We start from the raw sequence: 26,411 nt of genomic DNA on the forward strand, positions 1-26,411 counted from the left end.
ACCCTCACCCTAGCCCTCTCCCAGGGGGAGAGGGGACATCCACGGTGCACGCCGCGGGTGCGTGCAATCCGTTCCAGGAGAAGAGAATCCCCATGAGTGCACGAGAGGCGAAGCCGGTGGGCCGGCGTGGGAGGGGTCTGCCCGCAATCGGGCCGAGCCCCAGGGACGGGGCCTTGCCCATGTCCTTCTCCCAGCAGCGGCTGTGGTTCCTGGAGCAGTTGGCGCCGGGTGGGTTCACGTACAACGTTCCCCTGGCCGCGAGGCTGAAGGGGCGTCTCGATGTGGCCGCGCTGGAGCGAAGCCTGACGGCGCTCATCCAGCGGCATGAGGCGTTGCGGACGACGTTCACCCTGGAGAACGGGCAGCCGGTCCAGCGGATGGCTCCGGAGGTGGAGTTCGCGCTGCCCGTGGAGAGCCTGGAGGCGTTGCCCGAGGAAGCGCGTGCGGGGGCGGCCGTGCGGCGGGTGGAGGAGGAGGCCCGGCGCCCGTTCGAGCTGGAAAAGGGGCCGTTGCTGCGAGCGAGGCTGCTGCGCCTGGCGGCGGACGAGCACGTGCTGCTGCTGTCGCTGCACCACATCGTCTGTGATGGCTGGTCGCTGGGGGTGATGGAGCGGGAGCTGACGGCGCTGTACGGGGCGTACTCGCGGGGCGGGACGCCGGAGCTGCCGGCCCCGCCGGTGCAGTACGCGGACTACGCGGTGTGGCAGCGGGAGTGGCTGAAGGACGAGGTGCTGGAGGAGCAGCTCGCATGGTGGAAGCAGCGGCTGGCCGGGGCGCCTCCGGTGCTGGAGCTGCCCACGGACAGGCCCCGTCCGGCGGTACAGTCCACGGGCGGTGCCGTGCTGAGGGTGAAGCTGCCCTCGGAGCTGTCCGACGCGGTGCGGGCGCTGAGCCGGCGGGAGGGCGTCACGCCGTTCATGACGCTGCTGGCGGGCTTCCACGCCTTGCTGGCGCGCTATAGCGGGCAGACGGACATCGTGGTGGGGACACCCATCTCGGGGCGCAACCGGCGAGAGGTGGAGGGGCTGGTGGGCTTCTTCGCCAACACGCTGCCGCTGCGCGTGGAGGCGCCGGGAGCGGTGAGCTTCCGCGAGCTGCTGAAGCGGGTACGCGAGGCGTGTCTGGGCGCCTATGCCCATCAGGACGTGCCCTTCGAGCGGCTGGTGGACGCCCTGCGGCCGGTGAGGGACTTGAGCCGTACGCCCCTGTTCCAGGCCTCGTTCGTGCTGCAGGGAGACGCGCCCTTCGCCTCGCTGGCGCTGCCCGGCGTGGCGGTGGAGGAGCTCGTCTTCGAGCCCGGCGCGGCCAGGTTCGATCTCACGCTGTTCATCCGGGACAACGCGCGGGAGTGGGTGGGGCTGTGGGAGTACAACAGCGCGCTGTTCGACGAGGCGACGGTGGCGCGGATGGCGGCGCACTACGCGCGCCTGCTGGAGGGAGCGCTCGCGCACCCGGAGCTGGCGTTGGCGGAGCTGCCGCTGTTGTCGGAAGCGGAGCGGCGCCAGGTGCTGGTGGAGTGGAACCAGACGCGCGCGGAGTACCCGAGGGAGGCGTGCCTGCATGAGCTGTTCGAGGCGCACGTGGTGGGCCAGCCCGAGGCGCTGGCGGTGGAGGACGAGGGCGAGCGGCTGACGTACGCGGAGCTGGACCGGCGGGCCAATCAGCTCGCCAGACACCTGCGGCGGCTGGGCGTGGAGGCGGGGACCCGGGTGGGGTTGTGTGCCAGCCGCCCGGTGGAGCTGGTGGCGGCGATGCTCGGCATCCTGAAGGCGGGCGGGGCGTATGTGCCGCTCGATGCGTCGTATCCGCGGGAGCGCCTGGCGTTCATGATGGAGGACGCGGCGCTGCCCGTGGTGCTGGCTCGGCCGGAGCTGGTGTCGAAGCTGCCCCCCACGCGGGCCACGGTGGTGCCGCTGGAGCCCAGGTGGGAGGCCTTCGCGAGCGAGCGCGCGGAGCGCCCAGGCGAGCGGAGTGGGCCGGAAGCGCTGGCGTATGTCATGTACACGTCGGGCTCGACAGGACGGCCCAAGGGCGTGTGCATTCCGCACCGGGGAATCATCCGGCTGGTGTGCGGCAACGGGTATGTCCGGCTGACGGAGGCGGAGCGCGTCACGCAGTTGAGCAACACCTCGTTCGACGGGTCCACCTTCGAGCTGTGGGTCGCGCTGCTCAGTGGCGGGTGCGTGGTGGGGGTTCCCCGGGAGGTGGCGCTGTCCCCGAAGGCGCTGGCCGCGTTCATGCGGGAGCGGCGGATCAGCACGGCCTTCCTGCCCACGGCGCTGTTCAACCAGACGGTGGCCGAGTGCCCGGACGCCTTCCGGACGGTGAAGTACGTGATGTTCGGTGGGGAGGCGGCGGATGTGAGGTCGCTGAGGCGGGTGCTGGAGCGGGGGGGGCCGAAGCACCTGGTGAATGGCTATGGGCCGACGGAGAACACGACGCTCTCGACGAGCTACGAGGTGAGGGAGGTGCCGGAGGGCGCGGTGTCGGTGCCCATTGGCAGGCCGTTGGAGAACTCGGAAGCCTACGTGCTGGACGAGCGGCGGCAGCCGGTGCCGGTGGGGGTGGCGGGAGAGCTGTATGTGGGCGGAGACGGCCTGGCGCTCGGGTACCTGAACCGGCCGGAGCTGACGGCGGAGCGGTTCATCCCGCACCCGTTCAGCGCGGAGCCGGGGGCGAAGCTCTACAAGACGGGAGACCTGGCCCGGTACCTGCGGGACGGGAACCTCGAGTACCTGGGCCGGCGGGACGAGCAGGTGAAGGTACGAGGCTTCCGCATCGAGTTGGGAGAGGTGGAGGCGGTGCTGGCGAAGCACCCGGGAGTAGGCGAGGGGGCCGTGGTGGCGAGGGACATGGGAGCCCGCGGCAAGCAGCTGGTGGCCTATGTGGTCCCAAATTCCCCTCTCCCCTCGGGAGAGGGACGGGGTGAGGGTGCCACGAGCCCCGGGTTGAACCCCGAGGAGCTGCGGACCTGGCTGAAGCAGAGGTTGCCGGAGCACATGGTGCCCTCGGCCTTCGTGAGCCTGGAGGCGCTGCCGCTGACGCCCAACGGCAAGGTGGACCGCAAGGCGTTGCCCGCGCCGGAGGTCGAGGCGCGTGAGCGCGAGGAATACGTGGCGCCCCGGACGGTGATGGAGCAGGTGGTGGCGGACCTCTGGGCGCCGCTGCTGGGGCTGGGGCGCGTGGGGGCGCGGGACCACTTCTTCGAGCTGGGCGGGCACTCGTTGCTGGCCACGCGGGTGGCCTCGCGTCTGAGGGAGGTGCTCCAGCGCGAGGTGCCGGTGCGGGTGCTCTTCGAGGCGCCCACGGTGGAGGAGCTCGCGCGGCGGCTGGAGGAGCCGGCGGCGGGGACACGGATAACCCGGCCCCCCCCGTTGCTCCCCGGGCCCGGGGACGCGGCGCCACCGCTGTCCTTCGCCCAGCAGCGGCTGTGGTTCCTGGACCGGTTGGAGCCGGACAGCGCGCTCTACAACGTCTTCCTGGCGCTCAGGCTGGAGGGAGTGCTCGACACGTCGGTGCTGGAGCGGAGCTTCCACGAGCTCGTGCGGAGGCACGAGTCGCTGCGGACGACGTTCCAGCAGGGCGAGCGAGGGCCGTTCCAGCGCATCTCCGCCCGGGTGGAGCCACCACTGGAGGTGGTGGATCTGCGCGAGCTGCCCGTGGACGCGCGTGAGGCGGAGGCGCTGCGGCTGGCCGGTGAGGAGGTGCGGCGGCCATTCGCTCTGACGTTGGGGCCGCTGCTACGGGTGACGGTGCTGAGGCTCGGGGAGGCGGAGCACGTGCTGGTGCTGGTGGTGCACCACATCGTGTCGGATGGCTGGTCGCTGGAGGTGCTCGTCCGGGAGCTGAAGGCGCTGTACGAGGCCTTCCTGGAGGGCCGCGAGTCCCCACTGGCCAGACCGCCCATCCAATACGCCGACTACGCGCGGTGGCAGCGGGAGTGGCTGCGGGGCGAGGTCCTGGAGGCGCAGCTCGCCTGGTGGCGCGAGCGGCTTCGAGGCGCGCTGCCCGCGTTGGAGCTGCCCACGGACAAGCCGCGGCCGCCGGTGCAGTCCTACCGTGGCGCGTTGCACCGGGTGCACCTGCCCCTGGCGCTCACCGAGGGGCTGCGCAAGCTGAGTCAGCGCGAGGGGGTGACCCTCTTCATGACGCTGCTGGCGGGCTTCCAGGTGCTGCTGCACCGCTACTCGGGACAGGAGGACGTGAGCGTGGGCTCGCCCATCGCCGGCCGGGGCCATGCCGGATTGGAGGGGCTGATCGGCTTCTTCGTCAACATGCTGGTGATGCGGGCGCGGGTGAGGGGAGAGGAGCCCTTCCGCGTGTTGCTCGGGCGGGTGAGGGAGACGGCGCTGGGGGCGTACGAGCACCAGGACGTGCCCTTCGAGATGTTGGTGGACGAGCTGAAGCCGTCTCGCGACACCAGCCGCGCGCCGCTGTTCCAGGTGGCCTTCGCCCTCCAGCACGGCGCGCCGGAGCTGACGCTGCCGGGGGTGGTTTCGAGGCCGGTGGACCTCCACAGCCAGACGGCGAGGAATGATCTGCTGCTGGCGCTGACGGAGACCCGGGAGGGGCTGGAGGGGGGCCTCGAGTACAACACGGCGCTGTTCGAGGCCTCCACCATCGCCCGGATGGCGGGGCACCTGAGGACGCTGCTGGAGGGAGTGGTGGCGGACGCCGGACAGCGCGTCCTCGAGCTGCCACTGCTGAGCGAGGCCGAGAGGGCCCAGGTGCTGGTGGAGTGGAATGGCCGCCGCGCGGACCATTCCCGGGACACGTGCACGCACCACCTCATCGAGGCAACGGTGGCGCGCACGCCGGACGCGGTGGCCGTGGTCTTCGAGGACAGCGAGCTCACATATCGGCGGCTCAACCAGCGGGCCAACCAGCTCGCCCACCATTTGCGGAGGCTGGGCGTGGGGCCGGAGGCGCGGGTGGGCGTGTGCCTGGAACGCTCCCTGGACATGGTGGTGGGCCTGCTCGGCGTGCTCAAGGCCGGAGGCGCCTATGTGGCGTTGGATCCTTCCTACCCCGGGGAGCGCCTGGCCTTCATGATGGAAGAGGCCCGCATGCCGGTGTTGGTGACCTCGCGAGCCCTGGCGGACGGGTTGCCCTCACGGGGCGAGCGGCGGGTGCTGCTGGACGCGGAGGCCGGAGTGCTGGCCCTCCAGCCGGAGGACGATCCGGTGCCGGAGGCGGGGGTGGAGCACCTGGCCTACGTCATCTTCACCTCGGGCAGCACGGGCAGACCCAAGGGGACGCTGCTGACACACCGGGGCCTGTGCAACACGGTGCTGGCCGCGGTGGAGACGCGCGGGATGCATCCGGGCAGCCGGGTGTTGCAGTACGGGTCGCTCGGCTTCGATGTCTCGGTGTCGGACATCTTCCCCACGCTGGTGGTGGGTGGGTGCGTGGTGGTGGCGCCTCGGGAGTCGCTCCTGCCGGGCGCGCCGCTGGACGCGCTGCTGAAGAAGCAGCGGGTGACGCTGTGGGCGATGACGCCCTCGGTGCTGGCGCAGCAGGAGGGGGAGTATCCGGCGCTCGAGACCATCGTCTCCGGGGGGGAGGCGTGCACGCCGGAGCTGGTGACGAAGTGGCGGCGGGGCAGGCGCTTCATCAACGAGTACGGCCCGACGGAGGTGACGGTCTTCGCCACCTCCAACGCGGACGTGGACGTGTCGAGGCCGACGCTCGGACGGCCGCTGCCCAACGGGCGGGTGTACGTGCTGGACAGGTGGCTGCGGCCCGTGCCGGTGGGGGTGACGGGGGAGCTGTACGTGGGGGGCCCGGGAGTCGCGCGGGGCTACCTGGAGCGGCCGGCCCTGACGGCGGAGCGTTTCCTCCCGGATCCCTTCGGCGGGGAGCCGGGCGCCCGGATGTACCGGACGGGAGACCTGGGCCGGTGGTTGTCCGGAGGGGAGCTGGAGTTCCTGGGCCGCTCCGACGCGCAGGTGAAGATCCGCGGTTTCCGTGTCGAATTGGGAGAGGTGGAAGCGGCGCTGGTGGGCCACGCGGAGGTGAAGGAAGCGGCGGTGGTGGTACGGGAGGACGTGCTGGGAGACAGACGGCTGGTGGCGTACGTGGTGCCCGGCTCACCTCTTCTTCCGGGATGGAGCGCGGTGCTCCGGGCCTGGCTGAAGCGGACGCTCCCGGAGCACATGGTGCCCTCGGCCTTCGTGTTCCTGGCGGCGCTGCCGCTCACGCCCCATGGGAAGGTGGATCGCGAGGCGTTGCCCATGCCGGACATGCACCGGCCCGCGCCCGGTGACTCCTATGTCGTTCCGGAGGCGGGGCTGGAGCAGTCGCTCGCGGCCATCTGGGCCGAGGTGCTTCGGCTGGAGCGCGTGGGCGCCGAGGACAACTTCTTCGATCTCGGTGGCAACTCGCTGCTGCTCCAGGCGGTGCACGTGAAGGCCGAGGCACTGGTGGGCCACCGTTTTCCCCTGGTGGGCCTCTTCCAATTTCCCACGGTGCGCGCGCTGGCGGCGCATCTCGTGCGCGGAGAGGGGCCGGCCGCCGGGAGCCCCGCTTCCGGGAATGGCAACCGCCGGGATGGACAGCGGCGTCTGGCGCGGCAGCGGCGCGAGCGGCCGGACTCGAACTGAGGAGCAATGCACATGGAAGAGCTGAACAAGGACATGGCCATCGCCGTGGTGGGCCTCGGGCTGCGCTTTCCCGGCGCGGCGGACGAGCGCCAGTACTGGCACAACCTCGTCACGGGGGTGGAGTCGATCACCCGCCTGGATGCGGCGCGGCTCGCGAAGGCCGGTCTGTCCCCGGAGGAGGGCTGGGTGGCCGCGGCCGGCGTGCTCGAGGACTCCGCGTGCTTCGATGCCGCCTTCTTCGGCTACACGCCGGGCGAGGCCGAGCAGTTGGATCCGCAGCACCGGCTCTTCCTCGAGTGTGCCTGGACGGCGATGGAGTCCGCCGGGTACGCGCCCCGGGGCAAGCCGATGCGCGCGGGCGTCTACGCGGGAGCCACCTTCAGTACGTACCTGATTTCGAGCGTGCTCCCCCACGCCGCGCGCAACGGGAGTGGTCTCATCGAGAACGTCCTGGGCACCGCCGGGGACTTCCTCGCGTCGCGCGTCTCCTACGAGTTGGATCTCACCGGCCCCGCGCTGAACGTCCAGAGCGCCTGCTCGACGTCACTGGTGGCGGTCCACGTCGCATGTCAGGCGTTGATCGCCGGGGAGTGCGATCTGGCGCTCGCGGGGGGCGCCTGCGTGCGGGCGCGGCAGCTCGAGCCATACCGCTATCAGGAGGGAGGCATCTTCTCGCCCGACGGCCGCTGCCGGGCCTTCGATGCCCGGGCGGCGGGGATGATCACTGGCAATGGCGCCGGAGTGGTGGTGCTCAAGCGGCTCGCCGACGCGCTCGCCGACCGGGATCCCATCCGCGCCGTCATCCTCGGCACGGCGATCAACAACGATGGTGGCGCGAAGACGGGCTTCACCGCCCCCTCGGTGACGGGCCAGGCCGCGGCCATCTCCGAGGCCCTGTCCCTGGCCGGGGTCGAGCCGCACTCCATCTCGTACATCGAGGCCCACGGCACGGGAACTCCGCTGGGAGATCCGATCGAGGTCTCCGCGCTCGAGCAGGTGTTCCGCGGAGGAGCGCCCGGCTCGTGCGGCCTCGGCTCGGTGAAGACGAACCTGGGGCACCTGGACGCGGCGGCGGGGATCGCCGGGTTCATCAAGACGGTGCTGGCGCTCGAGAACCGGACGCTGCCGCCGACCCTGCACTTCCAGGAGGCCAACCCCCGGCTCGGGCTGGAGAACAGCCCGTTCTACGTCGTGGACCGGGCCCTCCCGTGGAGTGGTCCCACGCCGCTTCGCGCGGGGGTGAGCTCCTACGGATTTGGAGGCACCAACGCCCACGTCGTCCTGGAGGAGGCTCCGGCCGTCGCGGGCGACGCGCCCCGGCGTGACGAGGAGCTGGTGCTGCTGTCGGCGAAGTCCGAGGCCGCGCTCGAACGGATGACCGATGCGTTGGCCGGGCAGTTGGGGAAGGGGAGCGGGCCACTCGCGGATGTGGCCCACACGCTCCAGGTGGGGCGGGCCCGCTTTCCCTTCAGGCGCGTCGTCATCGGCGGCCGGCGCGAGGAGGCGGGGGCGTGGCTCTCCAGCCGGGAGCCGGGGCGGGTGCGTACGGCGCACGACGAGGCCGGGCGGCGGGGAGCGGTCTTCCTCTTCCCGGGCGGGGGCGCGCAGCGTGTGAACATGGGAGCCTGCTTCCTGCGCGAGCCCGTCTTCCGTGAAGCCCTGGAGCGGTGCGCCGGGTTGATGCGCGGGCCGCTCGGGGGGGATCTCCGGGAGGTGATGTTCGCGCCGTCCGAGCGTTCCGGCACCGCGAGCCAGGAGCTGGATCGACCGAGGTGGTTGCAGCCGGCGTTGTTCGCCTGTGACTGGGCCTTCGCGCAGCTGTGGCGCTCCTGGGGCGTGGAGCCCGAGGCCCTGCTGGGCCACTCGCTCGGGGAGTATGTGGCGGCCTGCCTCGCGGGGGTCTTCACGCTCGAGGAGGCCGCGTCGCTCGTCGCGGCGCGCGCCCTGCTGGTGGACCGGATGCCCGAGGGGGCCATGGTCTCGGTGCTCGCCCCCGTGGGAGAGGTGGAGCCGCTGCTCGGACCGGAGCTGTCCGTTTCGGCGATCAACGGTCCCGGGACGTGTGTGATCGCCGGGCCGGTGGAGTCCGTCGGCGCGTTGGAGAAGGTGCTGGGGGAGCGGGAACTCTCCTTCAAGCGGGTGCGCTACCCGCGGGCGATGCACTCGTCGATGCTCGATCCATACCTCGCGGATTTCGGGCGGCTCGTGTCGCGGGTGAAGCTGTGTCCGCCGAAGCTGCCGGTGGTGTCGAGCGTCACCGGGCGCTGGCTGGGGGAGCGGGAGGCGACGGATCCCGGCTACTGGGTGCGTCACCTGCGGGAGACGGTCCGATTCTCCGACGGCCTGGCCTTCCTGCTCTCGTCGGGGGAGCGGACGTTCATCGAGGTGGGGCCGGGCTCCATGCTGAGCGCGCTCACGCGGCAGCACCCGGCGCGCACGTCGCAGCCGGTGGTGGCCTCGCTACCGGACGTCTCCGCTCCGCCGGCCAGTCCGCTGGTGCCGCTCGGCGAGGCGTGGCTCGCGGGGGTGGAGATCGACTGGGAGCGTTTCCGCGCCGGGGAGCACCGCCGCCGGGTGGTGTTGCCGGGCTACGGCTTCGAGCGCGAGCGGTACTGGCTCGAGCCCGTGGAGTCTTCCACTCCGGTGGGAGCCGGACCTGGCGGACAGCCTCCCGCGCCACCGCTCTCCCGGACTCCGCCGTCCGCGAGGACATCGCGCCGGGGGGCCGCCGCCGTGCCGGCCCGCGACGGCACCGAGCAGGCGTTGGTCGAGTGCTTCCGCGAGGTCTTCCGTCTCGAGGAGATCGGCATTCACGATGACTTCTTCTCGCTCGGCGGGGACTCGCTCATGGCGCTGCGGCTGACGGCGCGGCTCGCGGATCGCCTGGGGATCCGGCTGTCATTGAAGGACGTGGTGGAGGCGCCCACGCCCGCCGCGCTGGCGGAGAAGCTCGGCCCCGTGAGCACCCGGGCACCGGCGCGTCCTGGCTGTCTGGTGCGGCTCCAGGAGGGGACACAGGGGACGCCGCTCTTCTTCGTGCACGCGGCGGGCGGACAGACGCTCTTCTACCGGGAGCTCGCGCGGGGCCTCGGGGCCTCGCGGCCGGTGTACGGGTTCGAGTCGGTGGGCCTGGAGGAGGGCGTGCCCTGCCACACCACCGTCGAGGAGATGGCGGCGCACTACCTCGAGGTGCTTCGCGCGGTGTGGCCCTCGGGCCCCTACCTGCTGGTGGGGGCGTCGTTCGGCGGCGCGGTGGCGTACGAGATGGCCCGCCGGTTGTCCGCCGAGGGACATGCGGTGCCGTTGTGCGCGCTGCTCGACTCTCCCGGTCCGGGGCCGTTGCCGCAGCGCTTCGAGGACGAGGCGAAGCGGATGCGGGGGGAGCCGCTCTTCTCCGAGCCCGGGAGGGGAGAGCGCTTGCTCCGGGTGTGGAAGACGAACCTGGAGGCGCTGAGCCGTTACACGATCGAGCCCTGGGAGGGCGGGGCGCTCCAGTTCTTCCGCGCCGCCGAGCGCGAGCCGTGGATGCCGGAGCACCCGGAGCTGGCCTGGATTGGCCGGTGCGAATCGGTGGGCGTGGAGGTCGTTCCCGGGGGGCATACGAGCATGTTGCAGCCGCCGCACGTCGAGCGGCTGGCGGCACGGCTCCGGGCCCGGCTTCCCTAGCGTCCCTCCAGCAGCGCGAGCCAGTCCGGGCGGGAGTCGCCGAAGGCGAGGAAGGACGGATTGAGGAGCTGCTCCTTGATGAACCGCTTGAGGTTGGGGGCTCGCCATCCAACCCAGCTATTGAGACAATGGGCTCCACCGTGTCGCTGAGGTTTCCCATGTCTTCACCTGATGATTGCAGTACGCCTGAAAAGGTTGCCCGCTCCGAGTCGCAGCAGCCCATCCTCGGGGCGCGCGTCGGTCGGCTTGTCGGCCTGAGCCTGGAGGGCCTGCCCCTGGTGCAGTTCGAAGGCTGTCCCAGGCCGATTCCGGCCCGGAGCTTTGTCGCGCTCGACCCGGCACAGCTCCGCGTGGCCGCAGGGGAGCAGCGGCAGGCCGTACTGCTCTTCGAAGAGGGTGATCCAGCGCGGCCCATGCTTGTCGCCATGGCGCAGGGCTCCGATAGTCCCTCTCTGCTGGACCAACTCCTGGACGAGGCGGCTCGGCCCGGGGATTTCGAGACTCCCGCGCCCGTTGAACCTGCGCCCGCTAGGGTGGCCAGGGCAAGGAACTCCGTGCCGGAGGAACGTCTGGTACTGGGTGCGCAGCGGGAGCTCGTTCTTCAGGTGGGCGAGGCGAGCATCACCCTGCGCAGGGATGGCACCATCCTCCTGCGAGGCGTCCGGGTGGAGAGCCGCGCCTCGGGGCTCCAACTCATCCGCGGTGGCAAAATTGAGTTGAACTGAGTCTCGCGGAGGCACGCATGGGAAAGCACCTCTCGGGCGCGGGCAAGCAGAAGGCTCGGCTTCAGCGCTCTCGCGATTATCGGAAGAATGGCTACAAACACATCAAGGGCAATGGAGGCCGGAAGAGTGTCTACGCGGACCTCGATGTCATCCAGGGCGCGCTCCAGACGCTTGGCACGGGTGTTCGTGGCAAGGGCGTGACGGCGGGCAGCAAGGCCCACGCGCGGCGCTACACCTTCACGTATGGTAACAACTTCCGGATTGGCAAGTCCCCGTACGCCAACCAGGGGCACCACCTGCTTCCGGAAGAGGCGTTCCTCGACAAGTTCTTCGACAGCAACCAACTCCGGATGCTCCAGGGGGTGGACTACAACATCAACAACGGGGAAAACATCATCTTCCTCCCCGCCAGGCTGGAAGACACTGCGTTCCATCTTCTGCCGTTCCACCAGGGCAGACATCCGGCCTATACCGAGAAAGTTGACGCGGACATGGAGCAAGTCAGGGACGTTCTGGACAAAGCCTTGGCGAAGGACAAGAAGCACAAGCAGTGGAACCCTCCCGAGGATCTCAAGGACCGGTTGATGAATCTCCAGAAGGATTACTGGGACATGCTGGTTGCCGCCGGTCCCATCTCCATCAACGAGTTCGTGAAGCCTACCCTCAAGAAGAAGGGTCTCACGAAGAGCAAGAAGTCCTGAACGAGGAGTCTGCTTCGGTGAGCTACTACCCCTGGGTGAATGACAGTGAAAACGAGTCCTTCGCGTGGCTGGACGCGTACCGTAAGGAAGAGCTGGAGGGGAGGGGCTACCTGCTGAAGGAGGGGGTGCCCTGCAAGGAGTGGTTTCCAGAGGGACTCATCTTCGACCTGTCGAAAGAGCGGGGCAGCAAGCTGACGGACAGCATCCTCAATACCTCCGCCCTGCTCGTGGTGTCCGCGAAGCTTAAGGGCATACTGGAGAGGGAAACGCTAAAGGGCACCATCGAGTTCCTGCCGGTGCGTCTGCGCACACCGCGCAAGAAGGTGCTGGACACGCCCTATTTCATCGCCAATGTGTTGGGGACCGTGGCCTGCATGGATGCCAAGAAATCCGACTTCACGATGGACACCATCGTCAAGGACCAGGTGCAGCGCTTCCGGCGGCTGGTGCTCCAGGAAAAGAAGATCCCCAAGGACGCGAAGATCTTCCGGCTGGCGGAGCAGTCCCGGCTCATCCTCGTCCGGGAAGACCTGGGGCAGACCATCCTGGACGAGGACTGCACTGGTATGTTCTTCCAGGAGTTGGACGATTACGGCTCCGAATTCCGCAAGCGGGCCGGCGCGTAGAGGCTCCGCGTTCGGCGGAGGGCAGACAATCACTCATGCTCCAGATGGATCTCATTCGGGAGAACGCGCTCACGGTGGTCGAGCAACTCGAGGATGGACTTCGCCAGCCTCTCTCGCCCCTCCAGCGCGAGGAACTGCTGACCCGGCTCTCCACCTATCGCCGCATTGCCGCGATCGGCGCGCTGCTGGCAGATGGTGACGTCCTGGCGTTCCGCCACGATCTGCGCCTGTCCGCGACGGCTCGCCGGGAGTTGCTGCTCTCGAGTCCGGACCCGGCGCCACCGAGCCGGTTCCGCTGCGCCAGTCGGGTGGAACCTCTATTCGACGCGCTCGCCGCTGGTGAGGCCGGCCTCGCCCGCGACATCGCCCAGCATTCCCCGTACCGCTGGAGGGCGGACGAGGAGTTCGAGGATGATTTCCGCTACGCCGACTTCCTTCGCGAGCACCTGCTCGCGAGCGCGAAGACCCCTTCTCCGGGTGGGGGAGCGGGCGCTCGCGGCCTTCCAACAATGCTCCGGTGACAGTGGCTCCCCGCGGCTCGCCGTGTGTGAGGCGCTCTTCGTCCGGGACCAGGACGCATTCGATGCCGCCCTGGAGGATCTGCTCATCGAGCGCGACGCGGAGTTCCGGAACGCGGGCCCACCCCTCCATCCCCAGCGTTTCCACACCGAGCGCCACGTCTTCATCGAGGGACTGGCCTTGCTGCGGCTGGCCGAGGACTGCGGCCTGAGCACGCAGCCCGAGTACCGGATGATGCCGGGCCTGGTTCGGCGCTGACGCCCCACCTCACCGCGCCGTGGGCGCCCGTACGTGGAGCGCCGCCCGCTCCCCCGCCCACCCCCAGAGCCACGCCAGGATTCCGGACGTCGGTGCATGGCCCCGCGCGAAGCTTCGTGCCGCCATGCAGACGGCCAGGGCACCGGTTGCCGCGCCCACGCCGCCCCACGCGTCCACGGGGTACCACGCGGGCAGCTCCCTCAGCGGGAAGCCTTCCAGCCGGACCTGAGCGTAACCCCAATCCTGGGCCCGCTGCATCGTGCCGTCCAGGTCCGCGAAGACGAGGCCCGTCTCCCGCCCCCGGTTCTCCAGGCTTCCGAGCACCTCGGTGAGCACAGACGTCAGCGCGACGCCCAGGTGGGGCTGGCCGGAGAATATGTGGGTCGGCTCGGAGGCGGAGGCCATCGCGTCGATGTGCGCGTGGACGGGGGCGCCCCGGCGGGCCGCCGCGTCCGCTTTCTCCACCAGCACGAAGGCCGCGCACTCCCCCGGCATCAGTCCCACGGGCCGGTTGGGCGTCTTCAGCAGCCGCAACTCCTCCAGCGCGTCCAACCACTCCGGTTCGACAAGGCTGTCGATACCGCCCACGATGCAGCGCTCCACCGCGCCCGACCTCAGCGCACGCTCCGCCGCGCGCAGGGCGGTGACGAAGCCAGGAGAGTCCCCGAAGAAGAGTGCCTCCTGCGCGACACCGCCCGGCAAGGAGGCCTGAGCGCGCAGCCGCGGCAACAGCGTCCGGGAGTAGCGCTCCCGCAGCACCTCCGCGAGCAGGGGCTCCTCCTCGGAGACTTCCGCCTCCCCGGAGTCCTCTTCTGGCTCGGAGGCTGCCTGCTCCTGCTTCGCGGCCTCGCGCGCGTGGCGCTCCGCGGCGGCGAGGAGGAAGCCACTCGGCAGATTGAGGAAGAGGCCGGTGCGCGGCCCTGCGGTCAGCCCGGTCTGGTGGACGAGGTCCGCCAGGGCAGCCACGCCCAGCCGCACCAGTCGCCCCACGCCGCTGAATCCCTGCGTGAGGTGGGGGATGGCATGCCCCGTGACCGGCAACTCCTCGCCCGAGTCCTCGTCCACGATTGGAGTGCCCTCCAGCGCCCCTGGCCGGGCCACGCCCACCCGCGCGGCCGCGCAGCTGCCCACCACACCATCTCCCAGGGATGACACCATCCCCAGCCCCGTTACCGCGAGCGAACCCGGAGGCGAAGGGCGTTGGCAGAACACTGGCGGGAAGAGCGGCTCGTTCTTCACCGGCAACGCCTCAGGGACGGCCAGGGTGCGCGGCAGCGCGCGGAAGGAGCCCAGGGCCAACCGCCCACGCACCGTGGGCCTCAGGACCTGCAGCACCTTCCATTGCCGCAGTGCCCAATTCCCGGTGCTGAACTGGCAGGCCCCTTGGGTGCGCACGGCCAGCTCCAGTGCCAGCGCCGCGCGCCTGCGCATGGGTCCCATGGTGAGCGCATCGAGGAGCGGCTCGGCCCCGAAGGGTTTCCCGGCCAGATAGCGTCCCTGCGGGGAGAAGTTCCCCTGGGCCTTTTTCCACCAGCGCTCCACTCTCTGGGGCTGGGGGCGGGGGAGCGCGGCCTCGGGTCCGAGCGGCGTGGGTTCCTCCTCCTCGGGCGCGTCCGGCGTCCAGACCTCGCGAGGCTCCTCGAGTTCCCCGGTAAGGGCCAGGCCGGTGATGGCACAGAAGGCCTCCGCGGCCACGGGCGCGATGGCCTCGTCCCGCATGGCCTCAAGCAGAGGCCCCACGGCGGTAATGCGCCCGCTGAGCCCCAGGGCCCAGAGCGCGTCCCGTCTCAGCACCGGCTCTGGCAACGCCTGGAGGAGCAGGTCCATGTCCTGGGGGTCGCCGCCCAGCGCGAGCAGCGCCGCGGGCCCACCCCAGCCCGGTCCCCGGAGGCGGACGACCTCGACACAGGTGCTCCAGACGCCGGGGTGTCCCAGCGTGAAGGCCGTCTCCAACGCCGCGTTGCGCACCTCCGGCACGTCCGAGCCAAGGGCGCGCTCAAGCGAGGAGGCCCTCAGCCGCGCCGGAAAGCGGCGGGCGGCGCGCAGCACCGCGCAAGCCAGCGGTACATCGCCTGCGGCGAGGAGCTCGTCCAAGCCTTGAGCGGGGTCCGCCTCCCACTGTGTGAGGATCTCGAGCACCCGGGTCTGGACACCGGGAGGGGTATCCATCAGGAGCGCGTGTAGCCGGGACACCGCGTCCGCGCGGCGGGTGAGTTCCAGGGCCCGTGCCGCCCCCTGGCTCGCGGGCTCCGTGTCGGCACGGAGCGTGGTGAGCACTGCCTCAAGCCCCTCCGCTCCACCCTGCATGAGGAGGACGGAGGAGGCGCAGGCGACTGTTTCCAACTCCTCCGAAGCCAGGGCGGGCCTCAGCACCTTCTGAGAGACGCTCGGTCCACCCAGCACCAGTGCGTCAAGACAGGCGAGCAGACGCTGCTCGGGGCCTTCTATGAGCTCCTGGAGGGTGGCGTCGGGGGCGACCAGACCCTGCTCGCGCTGCGCCCAGAAGAAGGTGGCATCCGCGAGAAAGTCCCGCGCCATGTCCATTCGGGGGGACGCATCGTACGGCGCGGAGCACGCGCCGGTGCTGTGGTGGTCTTGCATGAAGAGTCTCGGCGTCTTCCCGGCGATCCGCTTAACGGGCTTCAGGTACTTCAGTGAAGGGAAAGGCGGCAGTGGCGGAAGAAGGAGCGCGGGAACTGAGGGCGATGCTGAAGCCGCTCGAAGCTCCTGCGAGCCATGCGGCGAAGTTCATCGACGCTCCCAGGCAGTGCGTTGAGCATCTCGCGCGATACCCTCCTCTGGCTCCAACGCCACCGTCTTCACCTGACTTCCTGAAGCCCATTAGCGTCCCTCCAGCAGCGCGAGCCAGTCCGGGCGGGAGTCGCCGAAGGCGAGGAAGGACGGATTGAGGATCTGCTCCTTGTTGTAGACGAGCCTCCGGCCCGTCAGGTCCGTCACCCCGCCTCCCGCGGCCTCCAGGACGCACTGGGCCGCCCCGGTGTCCCACTCGCAGGTGGGCTGGAGCCGCGGGTAGAAGTCCGCCTTGCCCTCGGCGATGAGGCAGAACTTCAGGGAGCTGCCCATGTTGGCGGTGCTCGCCGTGGTGAGCCGCTTCAGGAGCGCCTCCACCTGGGGGCCCGCGTGGTCCTTGCTCGCCACGATGACGAGCCGCTCGAGGTCCGCCGGCCGGGTGCGGATGGCCACCGGCGCCTGGCCGGGCCGGGCCACGAAGGCCCCCGCTCCCCGCTGGCCCCAGTAGGTGACGCCCGTGACGGGCACGTGCACCACGCCCAGCACGGGGCCGGTGCCGGAGATGAGGGCGATGTTCACGGTGAACTCGCCGCTGCCCTTGATGAACTCCTTGGTGCCGTCGAGCGGATCCACCAGCCAGAAGGTGCTCCACGCGCGCCGCCCGGCCACCTCCTTCTCACTGGACTCCTCGGAGAGCACGGGGATGTCCGGCGTCAGCCGCCGCAGTGCGTCGAGGATGAGCGCATGCGCGGCCTTGTCCGCGGCCGTCAGCGGGGAGTCATCCCCCTTGCGCTCGACGGAGACGGCGCCTCCATGGAACGGCAGCGTGGCCCGTCCGGCCTCCCGCGCCACCTCGCACACGGCCGACACCAGGGCTTCATCCATCTTCGTCATATGTGGGTGGGGAAGTACCGGGCGCCGTTCCCCGTGACGGCGCTCATCGGTGGGTCCGAGCGGGGGGCTCGGAAGCCGGCGGGAACTGACTTCCGGAGACGTACGGTCCAGGGCTCCGGGCGGCGCGGCCGGCACGCCGTTCACTGCTTCGTCACTTCATGAGGCGGCTCGAGGCAGCTTGCGGCGGCCTATGCCATCCTCCGCGTCGTCCGACTCGTAGTAGAGGGTGGCCCCTCCCTCGTCGTAGACGACCAGCACGCGCTCACTCCGGTTCAGCAGTCCCGTGGCGGCGGCCGCCGCCTTGCGGACCAGGGTCTCGGTCCGCGGGAGATTCTTCTTGGTGTTGCCTGTACGCGTTGACGCACCGGGCATGTGGGAAACGACTCCTTGGAACCCTCCCGTACAGGGTGGGGGTAACGTGCTATAGCCAACGTAAACCTTCGTTGACAAGCGCTTGACAAGCCCTGCCTGGAAACGAGGTAAGGAAGCGTCATGAATCGCCGCTTCCTCCCCTGCGTCCTCTTCACGCTGTGTCTGGCCTCGGCCGCACTGGCCCAGCCCACCCCTCCGCCGCCCTCGCCCACGCCTCCCTGGCTCCCCCGGGCGGCCTACCTGGGTACCTTCATCCGGGACGGGGTCATCGCCCCCCAGGCCCGTTTGCAGTGGCAGCTCGTCTTCTTCCAGGGCCGCACGGATGCCCTCGGGCTGCTCATCGAGCCCATGGCGGCCCTCGCCGTGGTCCGTCCGGCCACCGTCGTCGAGGGGGATGACGTTCCCATGACGTCGTTCCAGTACTACTCGCTGATGTTCGCCCTGGGGTACACCAGCCGCCGGGGGTCCGGCCTGGAGTGGGGTTTCCAGATCGGCACCGGTCCCGCCTGGCTCCACGCCCGCTTCCAGAATGGTCCCAAGGACGAGGAGTCCTACCTGGGCGGCCTGCTGGATGGCCGGGCACGCATCGGCTACCGCTTCAGCTCGGTTTCCCTCGGCTTCACCGTAGGATATGGTGATCCTTACAACTACAGGCGGTCGAGTCTGGCCCGGTCCTATGTGGGCGGACTGCAACTGGGATTCTATGCGGACTGGCGCTAGGCGCCTCTGGACCCTCACCCCTCGGGTGGGGTGAAGTGTGTAGCGAATGGTCGAGCTTCTCAGCCTCCACATCGGTCGCTTTCAGCGAGAGCGGGCGGATTATGAGCGCACGCTGCCGGCGGCGGTGCTCGTGTTCTCGCCCGCGCCCTCCATGCTGAGCGGGTCCGAGGGAGACGAGGACGAGACGCACCACCACTTCAAGACGCTCACCAATGTGTCCACGCCGATGCTGGGCGTGGGCGAGCCCATCGTCTTCCCGGTGGTGAAGAACCAGGAGAACGCGTTTGGCCGGGGCATCACCGTGGGGCGCACCGGCAACAACGACGTGGTGCTGGACGATGGCACCGTGTCGCGCTTCCACGCGTGGTTCCAGCGCGAGACGGATGGCCGCTTCATCCTCACCGACGCGGGCTCGAAGAACGGCTCGTTCGTGGGGGGGGTCCGGTTGACCCCGCGGCGCCCGTCTCCCATCACGGACGGGATGCGGCTGCGTTTCGGGCAGGTGGAGGTCACCTTCTACCTGGCGAGTGGGTTCACGAAGGTGCTTTCGCGGCGGGTGGGACCGTGAGCTTGTCAGCCCTTCCACGGGCTTCGTAACGTGTGATTCACCCCTCGACCGAGGGAACAGGGAGCGTTCGCGGTGCCATTGATGACAGAGGCGTTCGGCCAGACCGACGTGGGCCGGAAGCGGCAACACAATGAAGATGCGATGCTCGTGGACGCCCCGCTCGGCCTGTTCATCGTGGCCGATGGCATGGGAGGGCACGCGGCGGGCGAGGTGGCCAGCAACCGTGCCACCGAGGTGGTCCGCCAGCACATGGTGTCCAACCGGCACCTGCTCAAGGACCTGAGCACCAACACGAGCCAGGACGCGCGAAACGCGGCCCAGGCCCTGATGGAAGTGGCCATCCAGCGCGCGTGCGCGGACATCTTCCGCATGGCGCTGGCGGACCCCACCAAGCGCGGCATGGGCACCACCTTCGTGTGCCTCGCCGTGAGTGGCAACAAGGGCGTCATCGGCCATGTGGGTGACTCGCGCATCTACCTGGTGCGTCACGGCCAGTGCCACCGGCTCACCGAGGATCACACCCTGGTGGCCGCCCAGCTCAAGGCCGGCACCATCACCAAGGAGCAGGCCGCCACCTCGCAGTACCGCAACGTCATTACCCGCGCGGTGGGCATCCAGGAGTCCGTCCAGGTCGACACGCTCATCGTGGACCTGTTCCCGGGCGACCTGTTCGTGTTGTGCTCGGACGGCCTGCACGGCTACCTGGACGACGATGAGGTGCTGCCGTTCGTGCAGGGCTCGCAGCCGGCGGAGCTGCCCAAGCGCTTCATCGACCTGGCCAACGAGCGCGGCGGCAAGGACAACATCACCGCGGTGGTGGTGAAGGTCTCCGGCGAAGGCACCATGGAGGCGGAGACCTCCGAGGCGCAGAGCCGCATGGAGGCGCTGCGCAAGATTCCGCTCTTCCGCCACCTCACCTACAAGGAGCAGACGGCGGTGTTGTCCATCGCCACCACGCGCACCTTCCCGGCCGGGAGGGAGATTGTCGTGGAGGGCCAGCCGGGCGAGGAGCTCTTCGTGGTCATCCGGGGACGGGTGGTCATCGAGAAGAGCGGGGTGGAGATCGCCGAGCTGCGGCCGGGTGGGCACTTCGGAGAGATGGGGCTCATCGACAACGCCCCCCGCTCGGCCACCGTGCGAGCGGTCGAGCCCACGCGCACCATGGTGATTTCACGCTCGGATCTGATGGGACTCATGAAGCGGGAGTCCATCCTGGCGGTGAAGATGCTGTGGAGCTTCGTCCAGGTGCTGTCGGACCGGTTGAGGGCGACGAACTCGGAGCTGAGCGAGGCGAGGCAGGAGCTGGCCGTGGCGCAGGCCATCCAGCCATTCGCCGAGGAGTGAGCACCCGGCGGGAAGAAGGCGTCGGGCGGGAGACTCGGCCGGAATGAAAGGCCGGAAATGTCGGTTGGCAGGCCGGTCGCGGGGGTAACGTCCCGCGCCGTCCCATGCGCAAATGGCTCGTCATAGGGGCGGCAACCGCCCTGGTCATCGTGGCGGTGGCGGTGTTGTGGCCTCGGAGTACGCCACCGCCGCCTCCGCTCTCCGCCGTGGACGCGTCCGCGGCCCGTGTGTTGCCCGACTTCGAGGCGGTGGAGGTGTCCTCCGGCAGTGAGGAGGGCCTCACGCTGACGGGGCGGGTGTTGGACTCCGCGGGCAGGCCCGTGCCTGGAGCGGAGGTGTTCCTCTCCGCGAGCGCGCAGAAGACGCTCACCTCGGTGCGGTGTGACGAGTGTGGGCAGGCGCTGCTGGCCTGTCCGGCGCGGGAGAGTGGCCCGCACGCGCTGGCCTTCTTCGAGCAGGCGCGGGGTTTCCTCCAGCCCAAGGCGACGGCGCGCACGGACGGGCAGGGGCGTTTCCGTTTCGAGCGCCTGGCCGGAGTGTCCTTCTCCGTGTGGGCCAGGGCCCCGGGCTTCGGCTCGGCCATGCGCGAGCGCGCGGCCCCGGGAGATCCGGTGGACCTGTTCCTGCCGCCCTTGAGGAGCATTGGCGGGCAGGTGGTGGACGGGGCGGGCCGGGGACTGCCGGGCGCGCGCGTGTACGCGGTGTCGCGCAAGGTGCCGCTGCCGTCGGAGACGGTGGCGGGGCCGGATGGCACCTTCACGCTGTCCGGACTGGGCGAGGGGCCCTTCTACGTGCTGGGCAGCGCGGAGGGTTTCCTCCCGGCGGTGGAGCAGATGGTGGAGGCGGGCCCGCAGCCGGTGCGGTTGAGGCTGGAGACGTCGCGGACGCTGGAGGTGCGTGTCATGCGGCAGGGCACGCCGGTGACGGCCACGGTGCGGTTGAAGGCGGACCACCTGGCGCGGGAGGCCCGTGCCGAGGGCGGCGTGGCGCGCTTCGAGGGGCTGTACCCGGACGAGCTGGTGGTGACGGCCGAGGCGGGGACGCTGGGGGCCATTCCGCGCACGCTCACGCTGAGCGAGCAGCTCACGCAGGTGACGCTGGAACTGGAGGACGCGGGCACGTTGCTCGTGACGGTGGTGGACGAGTCCGGGGAGCCGGTGGCCTCGCCGGAGCTGGTGTTGCGCACGGCGCGGGGCAAGCCCATCCAGTCGCAGAAGCCGTCCACGGGGGCGCTGGTGCAGTTCGGCCCGCTGGCGGTGGGCGACTACGTGCTGGAGGGCAAGGCCGAGGGCTACCGGGACGCGCGGATGCCGGCGCGGGTGAAGCAGGGCGAGACGACGCTGGAGCTGGAGCTGGACCGGGCCACGCTGATTCGCGGGCAGGTGTTGGACCAGTACGGCCGGCCGGCGCCCAACGTGTCGGTGCTGGTGCAGCCCACGGGCGACGCGGTGTTGGCGGACGGGGAGGGCAACTTCACGGCGGCGGTGCCCACGCCGGGCCTGTACGAGCTGCACGCGCACCACTCGGAGTGGGGAGGCGGGCAGGTGAAGGCGACGGCGCCGGCCGAGGGAGTGAAGCTGGAGCTGGAGCCCCGGGCGGCGCTGGAGGTGACGGTGATGGGGGAGGGGCGCCGGCTGGAGGGCGCCGACGTGGTGCTGTGGGTGGACAACGAGAACATCTTCCGCAGCGACACCTCGTCCGGGCCGGACGGGATGGTGCCCATGAGGGGGTTGCCGGCGGGGACGTACTCGATGGTGGCCACGCACAAGGACTACCTGCCCTCGGAGCGGCAGAAGGTGGTGGTGGCGGACGGGCAGACGCAGCGGGTGACGGTGACGCTCGAGCCGGGAGCGGTGCTTCGTGGCGAGGTGGTGGACACGCGGGGCGTGCCGGTGGCGGAGGCCTCGGTGTCGGTGCTGCCGCGCCTGGCCGAGCCGGTGGTGACGGACGCGCGGGGGCACTTCGAGGTGCGCGCGTTGAAGCCCGGGCGCCCCTACCTGGTGGAGGCGCGGCACGCGAAGTACGACCAGCGCGAGCGTGTGCAGGGCTCTCCTGGGGGCGAGCCGGTGCGGGTGGTGATGGAGGAGCGCGGGACGTTCACGGGCCGGGTGGTGGCCTCGGACGGTGAGCCGGTGCGGCGCTTCCGGCTGGACGAGCACGACGTGTCGAGCGCGGACGGGCGCTTCGAGGTGGCGCTGCAGACGGCGGGAGATCGGGTCATCGTGTCGGTGGAGGCGCCGGGCTTCGAGCCGTTGATGGTGGACAAGCCGGCGCAGCCGAGCGACCTGGGAGACCTGGTGTTGGAGAAGGCGCCGTCGGTGATGGGGCTGGTGCGGGACGAGGGAGGAGGACCGGTGGCGGACGCGGTGGTGGGATGCGATGCGTGCGAGGACTCGGTGCTGACGGGGCCGGACGGACGCTTCACGCTGCCGAGCCCGGCCTTCGTGGCGAGGTTCACGGTGTCGGCGCGCAAGGGGAGGCTGAGCGCGTCGGCGCAGGCGTCGCGCGAGGGGCAGCAGCCGGTGGAGCTGGTGCTGAAGCCGGCGACGAAGCTGTACGGGACGGTGTACCGGGCGGACGGCACACCGGCGGCGGGCTTCCAGTTGGAGGGAGTGAACGCGGACCGGGGCGAGTCGGTGAACATCGTGACGGGGCCGGACGGGCGCTACAGCGTGGACGTGGCGCCGGGGAACTACCGCTTCGCGTTGGGTGCGGCGCGCCAGTTCTCGGGAGAGCCGGCGCTGCTGGTGCAGGTGGAGGGAGGGGAGAAGCGGTTGGACATCGGACCGGGGCCAGGTTCGGCGTCGCTGACGGTGCAGCTCAAGCCGGAGCGGGGCAACGCGTTGTGGGTGATCGCCGGGGACGTGGGGGCGGTGAGCAGCCCGCCGACGGCGCTGATGAAGGTGAGCTACGGCCAACTGCTCTACCAGCCGGGGGGCGAGCGGGTGACGTTGCAGGGCTTCCCGCCGGGGCGCTACACGCTGGTGTGGACGAACTTCCACACGGAGATGGAGGGAGGCCCGGTGATACGAACGGTGCAGCTCCCCACCTCGGGAGACATCGTCCTCAATAATCCGTGAGCGAAGCACCTCCCTCGCCCTCCGGGAGAGGGTCGGGGTGAGGGTGCCACGGATTCCAGGTTGGATCCGCGTCAGGCCCCCTCTCCCTCTGGGAGAGGGCTGGGGGTGAGGGTCATCCCCCTGGAAGAACCCGAGGCCTCACCGAAGCGGAGCCGGGACGTTCTTCGGGAACTTCGGCAGGGCGGGGTTCATGGTGGACCAGGGCTGGGCGCTCTGGGTCCAGATGTCGAGCATCGGCACGCACCAGCTGGGAGCATCGAGGCTGCCGACCTTGATGGCGACGAAGGAGGGGAGGCCGCCGCGGGCGAACAGCGGGGTGCCGCACTCGGGGCAGAACTCCCGCCGCACCTCGGAGCCGCTGTCCGCGATCGACGCATGCTGCCTGGGCGTGCCGCGCAGCACGCGCAGCGAGTCCGCGGGGACGACGGCCACGGTGGTGAACCCCGAACCGCTGGAGCGCTGGCAGTCGCGGCAGTAGCAATTGAGGACGGCGACGGGGGCGGTGGAGCCCTCATAACGAATGGCCCCGCAGGCGCAGCCTCCGGTGAAGGGAACAGGCACGGGCACACCTCCCGAGAGTGACGGATGAACGGTGTCGTAGGCCGATCTCGTGGCGGAGGCAATCCTCAGGAACTCTCCTGAGCCTCCTCGTGGACAGTGCCTCCCACGGCATGCAGCCACGAGCGGAGGCGGCTCGTTCGGGGCGGGCACTTCCCGCATGCGACCGGTGGACAGGGGACTGCCCTCGCTTCGTCAAAGGCGGCGGAGCCTCCGAGGTGGTTGCGAGCCCGGGCCCGCGCGCGTAATGAAGCCAGCATGGAAGCTTCGGCTCTGCAGGGGCGCCGTGTGATTGTCGGAGTGGGCGGCGGCATCGCGGCGTACAAGGCATGCGAGCTGGTGCGCGAGCTGGGGCGTGCCGGGGCGCAGGTGCGGGTGGCGATGACGGAGGCGGCGAAGCAATTCGTCACGCCGCTCACATTCCAGGCGCTCAGCGGGCACCCGGTGCTGACGGACTACTTCGATCCCGCGCAGGAGGGGAACTTCGGGCACCTGGACCTGGCGCGCTGGGCGGAGCTGTACGTGGTGGCGCCAACGACGGCGGACCTGCTGGCGCGCATCCGGGCGGGGATGGGGAATGACGCGGTGACGACCTCGCTGCTGGCGTTCCGGGGGCCGGTGCTGCTGGCGCCGGCGATGAACGTGGCGATGTGGGAGAACGAGCGGACGCAGGAGAACGTGGCGGCGCTGCGAGCGGAGCCTCGTTTCCAGTTCGTGGGACCGGGGGCGGGGATGCTCGCCTGCGGAGACGTGGGAGCGGGGCGCCTGGCGGAGGTGGGAGCCATCGTGGAGGCGGCGGCGAGCCTCTTCGCTCCAGGCCCCCTGGCGGGCCGGCACGTGCTCATCTCGGCGGGGCCCACGCGCGAGTACCTGGATCCGGTGCGTTTCATCTCCAACCCGTCGACGGGGAAGATGGGGATGGCGCTGGCGGAGGCGGCGCGGGGGATGGGGGCGAAGGTGACGGTGGTGCTGGGCCCGGTGGGGGTGGTGGAGCGGAGCGGCTACGAGGTGGTGGACGTGGTGAGCGCGGAGGACATGGCGCGCGAGGTGCTGGCGAGGGTGGACGGGGTGGACTGCTTCATCGCCTCGGCGGCGGTGAGTGACTGGAAGCCGGAGACGCGAGCGTCGCAGAAGGTGAAGAAGTCGGAGGGCCCGGAGACGCTGACGCTGGTGCGCACGCCGGACGTGCTGGCCGAGGCCTCGAGGCGGGTATCGGGGCGGGAGAAGCGGCCGGTGCTGGTGGGCTTCGCGGCGGAGACGCAGCGGGTGGTGGAGTACGCGCGGGACAAGCTGGAGCGGAAGGGGCTGGACGCGATCGTGGCGAACGACGTGTCGGCGCCAGGGGCGGGCTTCGGGGTGGACACCAACCAGGTGACGGTGCTGACGCGGGACGGGACTCAGCGGGAGCTGTCCGGGACGAAGCGCGAGGTGGCCCGCTCCATCCTCGGCCTCCTCCACGAGCTGCTGCCCCCACGCGCTTGAACCTTCAGCTCCCGGCGGGAGCCCCGGCCACGGGGGCCGCCGGCTCCCGGAGCTGTTGCTGGTAGATGGAGAGCCGCAACGTCAGCACGTAGGTGACGCCGCAGGCGAGCACCGCGGGGGGGCCGTACTCGGACCCGAAGACCTCCAGCACCAGGGCGATGGCGGCCAGGGGCACGCCCACCACGGCCACCAGGGCCGAGGCGATGCCCACCACCACGAAGAGCTGGGGGCTCAACGCCAGCCCGGTGGCGGCGGCCAGCAGCTGGGCGGTGGCCGCTCCGGACACGCCTCCGAGCACCATGGAGGGAATGAGCATGCCCGCCGAGCCGCCCGATTGAATGGTGAAGCCGGTGGTGAACAGCTTGCCCACGACGATGAGCAGCAGGAACCACCACAGCGACAGCGCCCCGCCGTCTCCCGCGAGCAGCCGGGCGATGGTGTACTCGCCCATGCCCAGCACGTGCCGCGGATCCATGCGCAACCCGTAGAAGAGCCCCACGGCCACCAGGGCGGTGAAGAGCGAGCCGGCGGCGCCGCGCAGCACCGGGTGGACGCGCTCCACGAGCTGGCGCGTGTGCTTCATGGTGAGGCCCAGGGCGAGCGCCACGGGCGCCGAGACGGCCACGGCCACCAGCGCGGTGAGCGCGTACTCGGCCAGGGTGTACGTATGGCCATGTGGCGGCGCCACGAAGATGGGGCGGAAGCCGAGGAAGCGGTTGTTGAGGGCGTAGGTGATGATGCCGGCGAAGAGGCAGTAGGCCAGCTTCCGGTAGACGATGCGGTTGCCGTACACCACCTCGAGCGCGAAGAGCGCGGCGGCGAAGGGGGTGTTGAGCAGGGTGCCCACGGCCGCGGCGATGCCGGCGAGCTGGCAGGTGCGCAGCGTGTGCTCCGAGCGCGCCCGGGTGATGCGCGCCAGGCCCGCGCCCATCGCCTCGCCCACCAGCACCACCGGGCCCTCCAGCCCTCCCGAGGCTCCCGTCCCCAGCGTCAGCAGGGTGGCCGCCGCCTTGCGGAAGGCCAGCCCGAAGGCGGGCAGCGAGTAGCGCGGACGGGGATCATCCGCCGCGTCCTGGTAGGTGATGTGGTAGTTGGACAGGGCCACGTCCACGCCGTCGGAGGCCACCGCGCTCCAACCGGGGCGCCGGTTGAGCAGCCCGCGCAACAGGCCGCCCGCCACCAGCAGGCCCACCAGCATCCCCGGCGCCCACCAGACGCCCGCCTCGGCGACGAACGCCAGCAACCGATCGCTGCTGGCATGCACCCCGTAGCGCAACGCCGAGCACACACCCCAGATGAGCACGGAGTTGACCGCCACCCGCGCCAGGGTGCGCGCCATCGTGTCCCACGAGTCGTGCAGCGCTCGCTGCTCCTCGTCCAACGGTTCCTGTCGCCGCGCCATCGTCGGAACGTCCCTGTCCGGCTCAAGAGTTTTGAGCTCAAACAATCTCATCGATTCCAACGGATTTCCACCATGGCGTCGTACTCGACGCTGGGGTAAGCGTACGGACGCCCTACCCGGCAGGCGGTTGAACCGGGGCGCGC

Annotated in this window: 17 protein-coding genes; 12 read left to right on the top strand and 5 right to left on the bottom strand. The window is 70.3% G+C overall.

Annotated elements, in window-relative coordinates; translation table 11 throughout:
- Positions 1–179 precede the first annotated feature (179 nt).
- From Q664_RS39595 to Q664_RS63235, 7 genes are all read left to right on the top strand, one after another.
- On the top strand, positions 180–6,602 hold the full coding sequence (locus Q664_RS39595) for a non-ribosomal peptide synthetase (protein ID WP_052519236.1): 6,423 nt from the start codon (positions 180–182) through the stop codon (positions 6,600–6,602).
- Positions 6,603–6,614: 12 nt separating this feature from the next.
- On the top strand, positions 6,615–10,268 hold the full coding sequence (locus tag Q664_RS39600) for a type I polyketide synthase (protein ID WP_043408443.1): 3,654 nt from the start codon (positions 6,615–6,617) through the stop codon (positions 10,266–10,268).
- Positions 10,269–10,426: 158 nt separating this feature from the next.
- Complete coding sequence (locus tag Q664_RS39605; protein WP_043408509.1) at positions 10,427–10,993, top strand: DUF6484 domain-containing protein; 567 nt, start codon at positions 10,427–10,429, stop codon at positions 10,991–10,993.
- Positions 10,994–11,010: 17 nt separating this feature from the next.
- A complete protein-coding gene (locus Q664_RS53270; RefSeq protein WP_052519239.1) occupies positions 11,011–11,694 on the top strand; it encodes an AHH domain-containing protein in 684 nt (227 codons plus the stop codon).
- Between the two features lie 17 nt (positions 11,695–11,711).
- On the top strand, positions 11,712–12,320 hold the full coding sequence (locus tag Q664_RS39615; RefSeq protein ID WP_043408446.1) for an imm11 family protein: 609 nt from the start codon (positions 11,712–11,714) through the stop codon (positions 12,318–12,320).
- A 35-nt stretch (positions 12,321–12,355) separates the two neighbouring features.
- Complete coding sequence (locus Q664_RS59570) at positions 12,356–12,841, top strand: hypothetical protein (protein WP_043408449.1); 486 nt, start codon at positions 12,356–12,358, stop codon at positions 12,839–12,841.
- The gene (locus Q664_RS63235; RefSeq protein ID WP_481955002.1) at positions 12,732–13,097 is read left to right on the top strand and encodes an Imm49 family immunity protein; all 366 of its coding nucleotides are present in this window, start codon (positions 12,732–12,734) and stop codon (positions 13,095–13,097) included. The genes Q664_RS59570 and Q664_RS63235 overlap by 110 nt, the downstream gene beginning before the upstream one ends.
- A gap of 9 nt (positions 13,098–13,106) precedes the next feature.
- Here Q664_RS63235 and Q664_RS53275 read toward each other — a convergent pair whose 3' ends face one another.
- The 3 genes from Q664_RS53275 to Q664_RS39640 form a co-directional block, all read right to left on the bottom strand.
- On the bottom strand, positions 13,107–15,635 hold the full coding sequence (locus Q664_RS53275; protein ID WP_160174602.1) for a TIGR02270 family protein: 2,529 nt from the start codon (positions 15,633–15,635) through the stop codon (positions 13,107–13,109).
- 303 nt (positions 15,636–15,938) lie between these two features.
- Positions 15,939–16,742 carry a 3'(2'),5'-bisphosphate nucleotidase CysQ gene (gene cysQ, locus Q664_RS39635; protein WP_043408454.1) on the bottom strand — a complete coding sequence of 268 codons (804 nt, stop codon included), beginning with the start codon at positions 16,740–16,742 and terminating at the stop codon, positions 15,939–15,941.
- A 156-nt stretch (positions 16,743–16,898) separates the two neighbouring features.
- Positions 16,899–17,114, bottom strand: coding sequence for a hypothetical protein (locus tag Q664_RS39640; RefSeq protein ID WP_043408457.1), 216 nt, complete (start codon positions 17,112–17,114; stop codon positions 16,899–16,901).
- A 120-nt stretch (positions 17,115–17,234) separates the two neighbouring features.
- Between Q664_RS39640 and Q664_RS39645 the strand changes: the two genes are divergently transcribed.
- From Q664_RS39645 to Q664_RS39660, 4 genes are all read left to right on the top strand, one after another.
- Entirely contained in the window at positions 17,235–17,834 is a 600-nt protein-coding gene (locus Q664_RS39645) for a hypothetical protein (protein ID WP_043408461.1), read from the top strand.
- Positions 17,835–17,880: 46 nt separating this feature from the next.
- Entirely contained in the window at positions 17,881–18,402 is a 522-nt protein-coding gene (locus Q664_RS39650) for an FHA domain-containing protein (RefSeq protein ID WP_043408464.1), read from the top strand.
- 81 nt (positions 18,403–18,483) lie between these two features.
- Positions 18,484–19,746 carry a Stp1/IreP family PP2C-type Ser/Thr phosphatase gene (locus tag Q664_RS39655; RefSeq protein ID WP_043408468.1) on the top strand — a complete coding sequence of 421 codons (1,263 nt, stop codon included), beginning with the start codon at positions 18,484–18,486 and terminating at the stop codon, positions 19,744–19,746.
- Positions 19,747–19,850: 104 nt separating this feature from the next.
- Entirely contained in the window at positions 19,851–22,826 is a 2,976-nt protein-coding gene (locus Q664_RS39660) for a carboxypeptidase-like regulatory domain-containing protein (protein WP_043408470.1), read from the top strand.
- Positions 22,827–22,964: 138 nt separating this feature from the next.
- Here Q664_RS39660 and Q664_RS39665 read toward each other — a convergent pair whose 3' ends face one another.
- Complete coding sequence (locus Q664_RS39665) at positions 22,965–23,387, bottom strand: GFA family protein (RefSeq protein ID WP_043408474.1); 423 nt, start codon at positions 23,385–23,387, stop codon at positions 22,965–22,967.
- Positions 23,388–23,642: 255 nt separating this feature from the next.
- Here Q664_RS39665 and coaBC point away from each other — a divergent pair, with 255 nt between their 5' ends.
- Complete coding sequence (coaBC, locus tag Q664_RS39670) at positions 23,643–24,866, top strand: bifunctional phosphopantothenoylcysteine decarboxylase/phosphopantothenate--cysteine ligase CoaBC (protein ID WP_043408477.1); 1,224 nt, start codon at positions 23,643–23,645, stop codon at positions 24,864–24,866.
- A gap of 4 nt (positions 24,867–24,870) precedes the next feature.
- On the opposite strand, the gene Q664_RS39675 is transcribed toward coaBC, so the two are convergent.
- Entirely contained in the window at positions 24,871–26,268 is a 1,398-nt protein-coding gene (locus tag Q664_RS39675; protein WP_043408480.1) for a chloride channel protein, read from the bottom strand.
- Positions 26,269–26,411 lie beyond the last annotated feature (143 nt).

Origin of the sequence: Archangium violaceum Cb vi76, assembly GCF_000733295.1 — a bacterium.
GTDB classification, from domain to species: domain Bacteria; phylum Myxococcota; class Myxococcia; order Myxococcales; family Myxococcaceae; genus Archangium; species Archangium violaceum.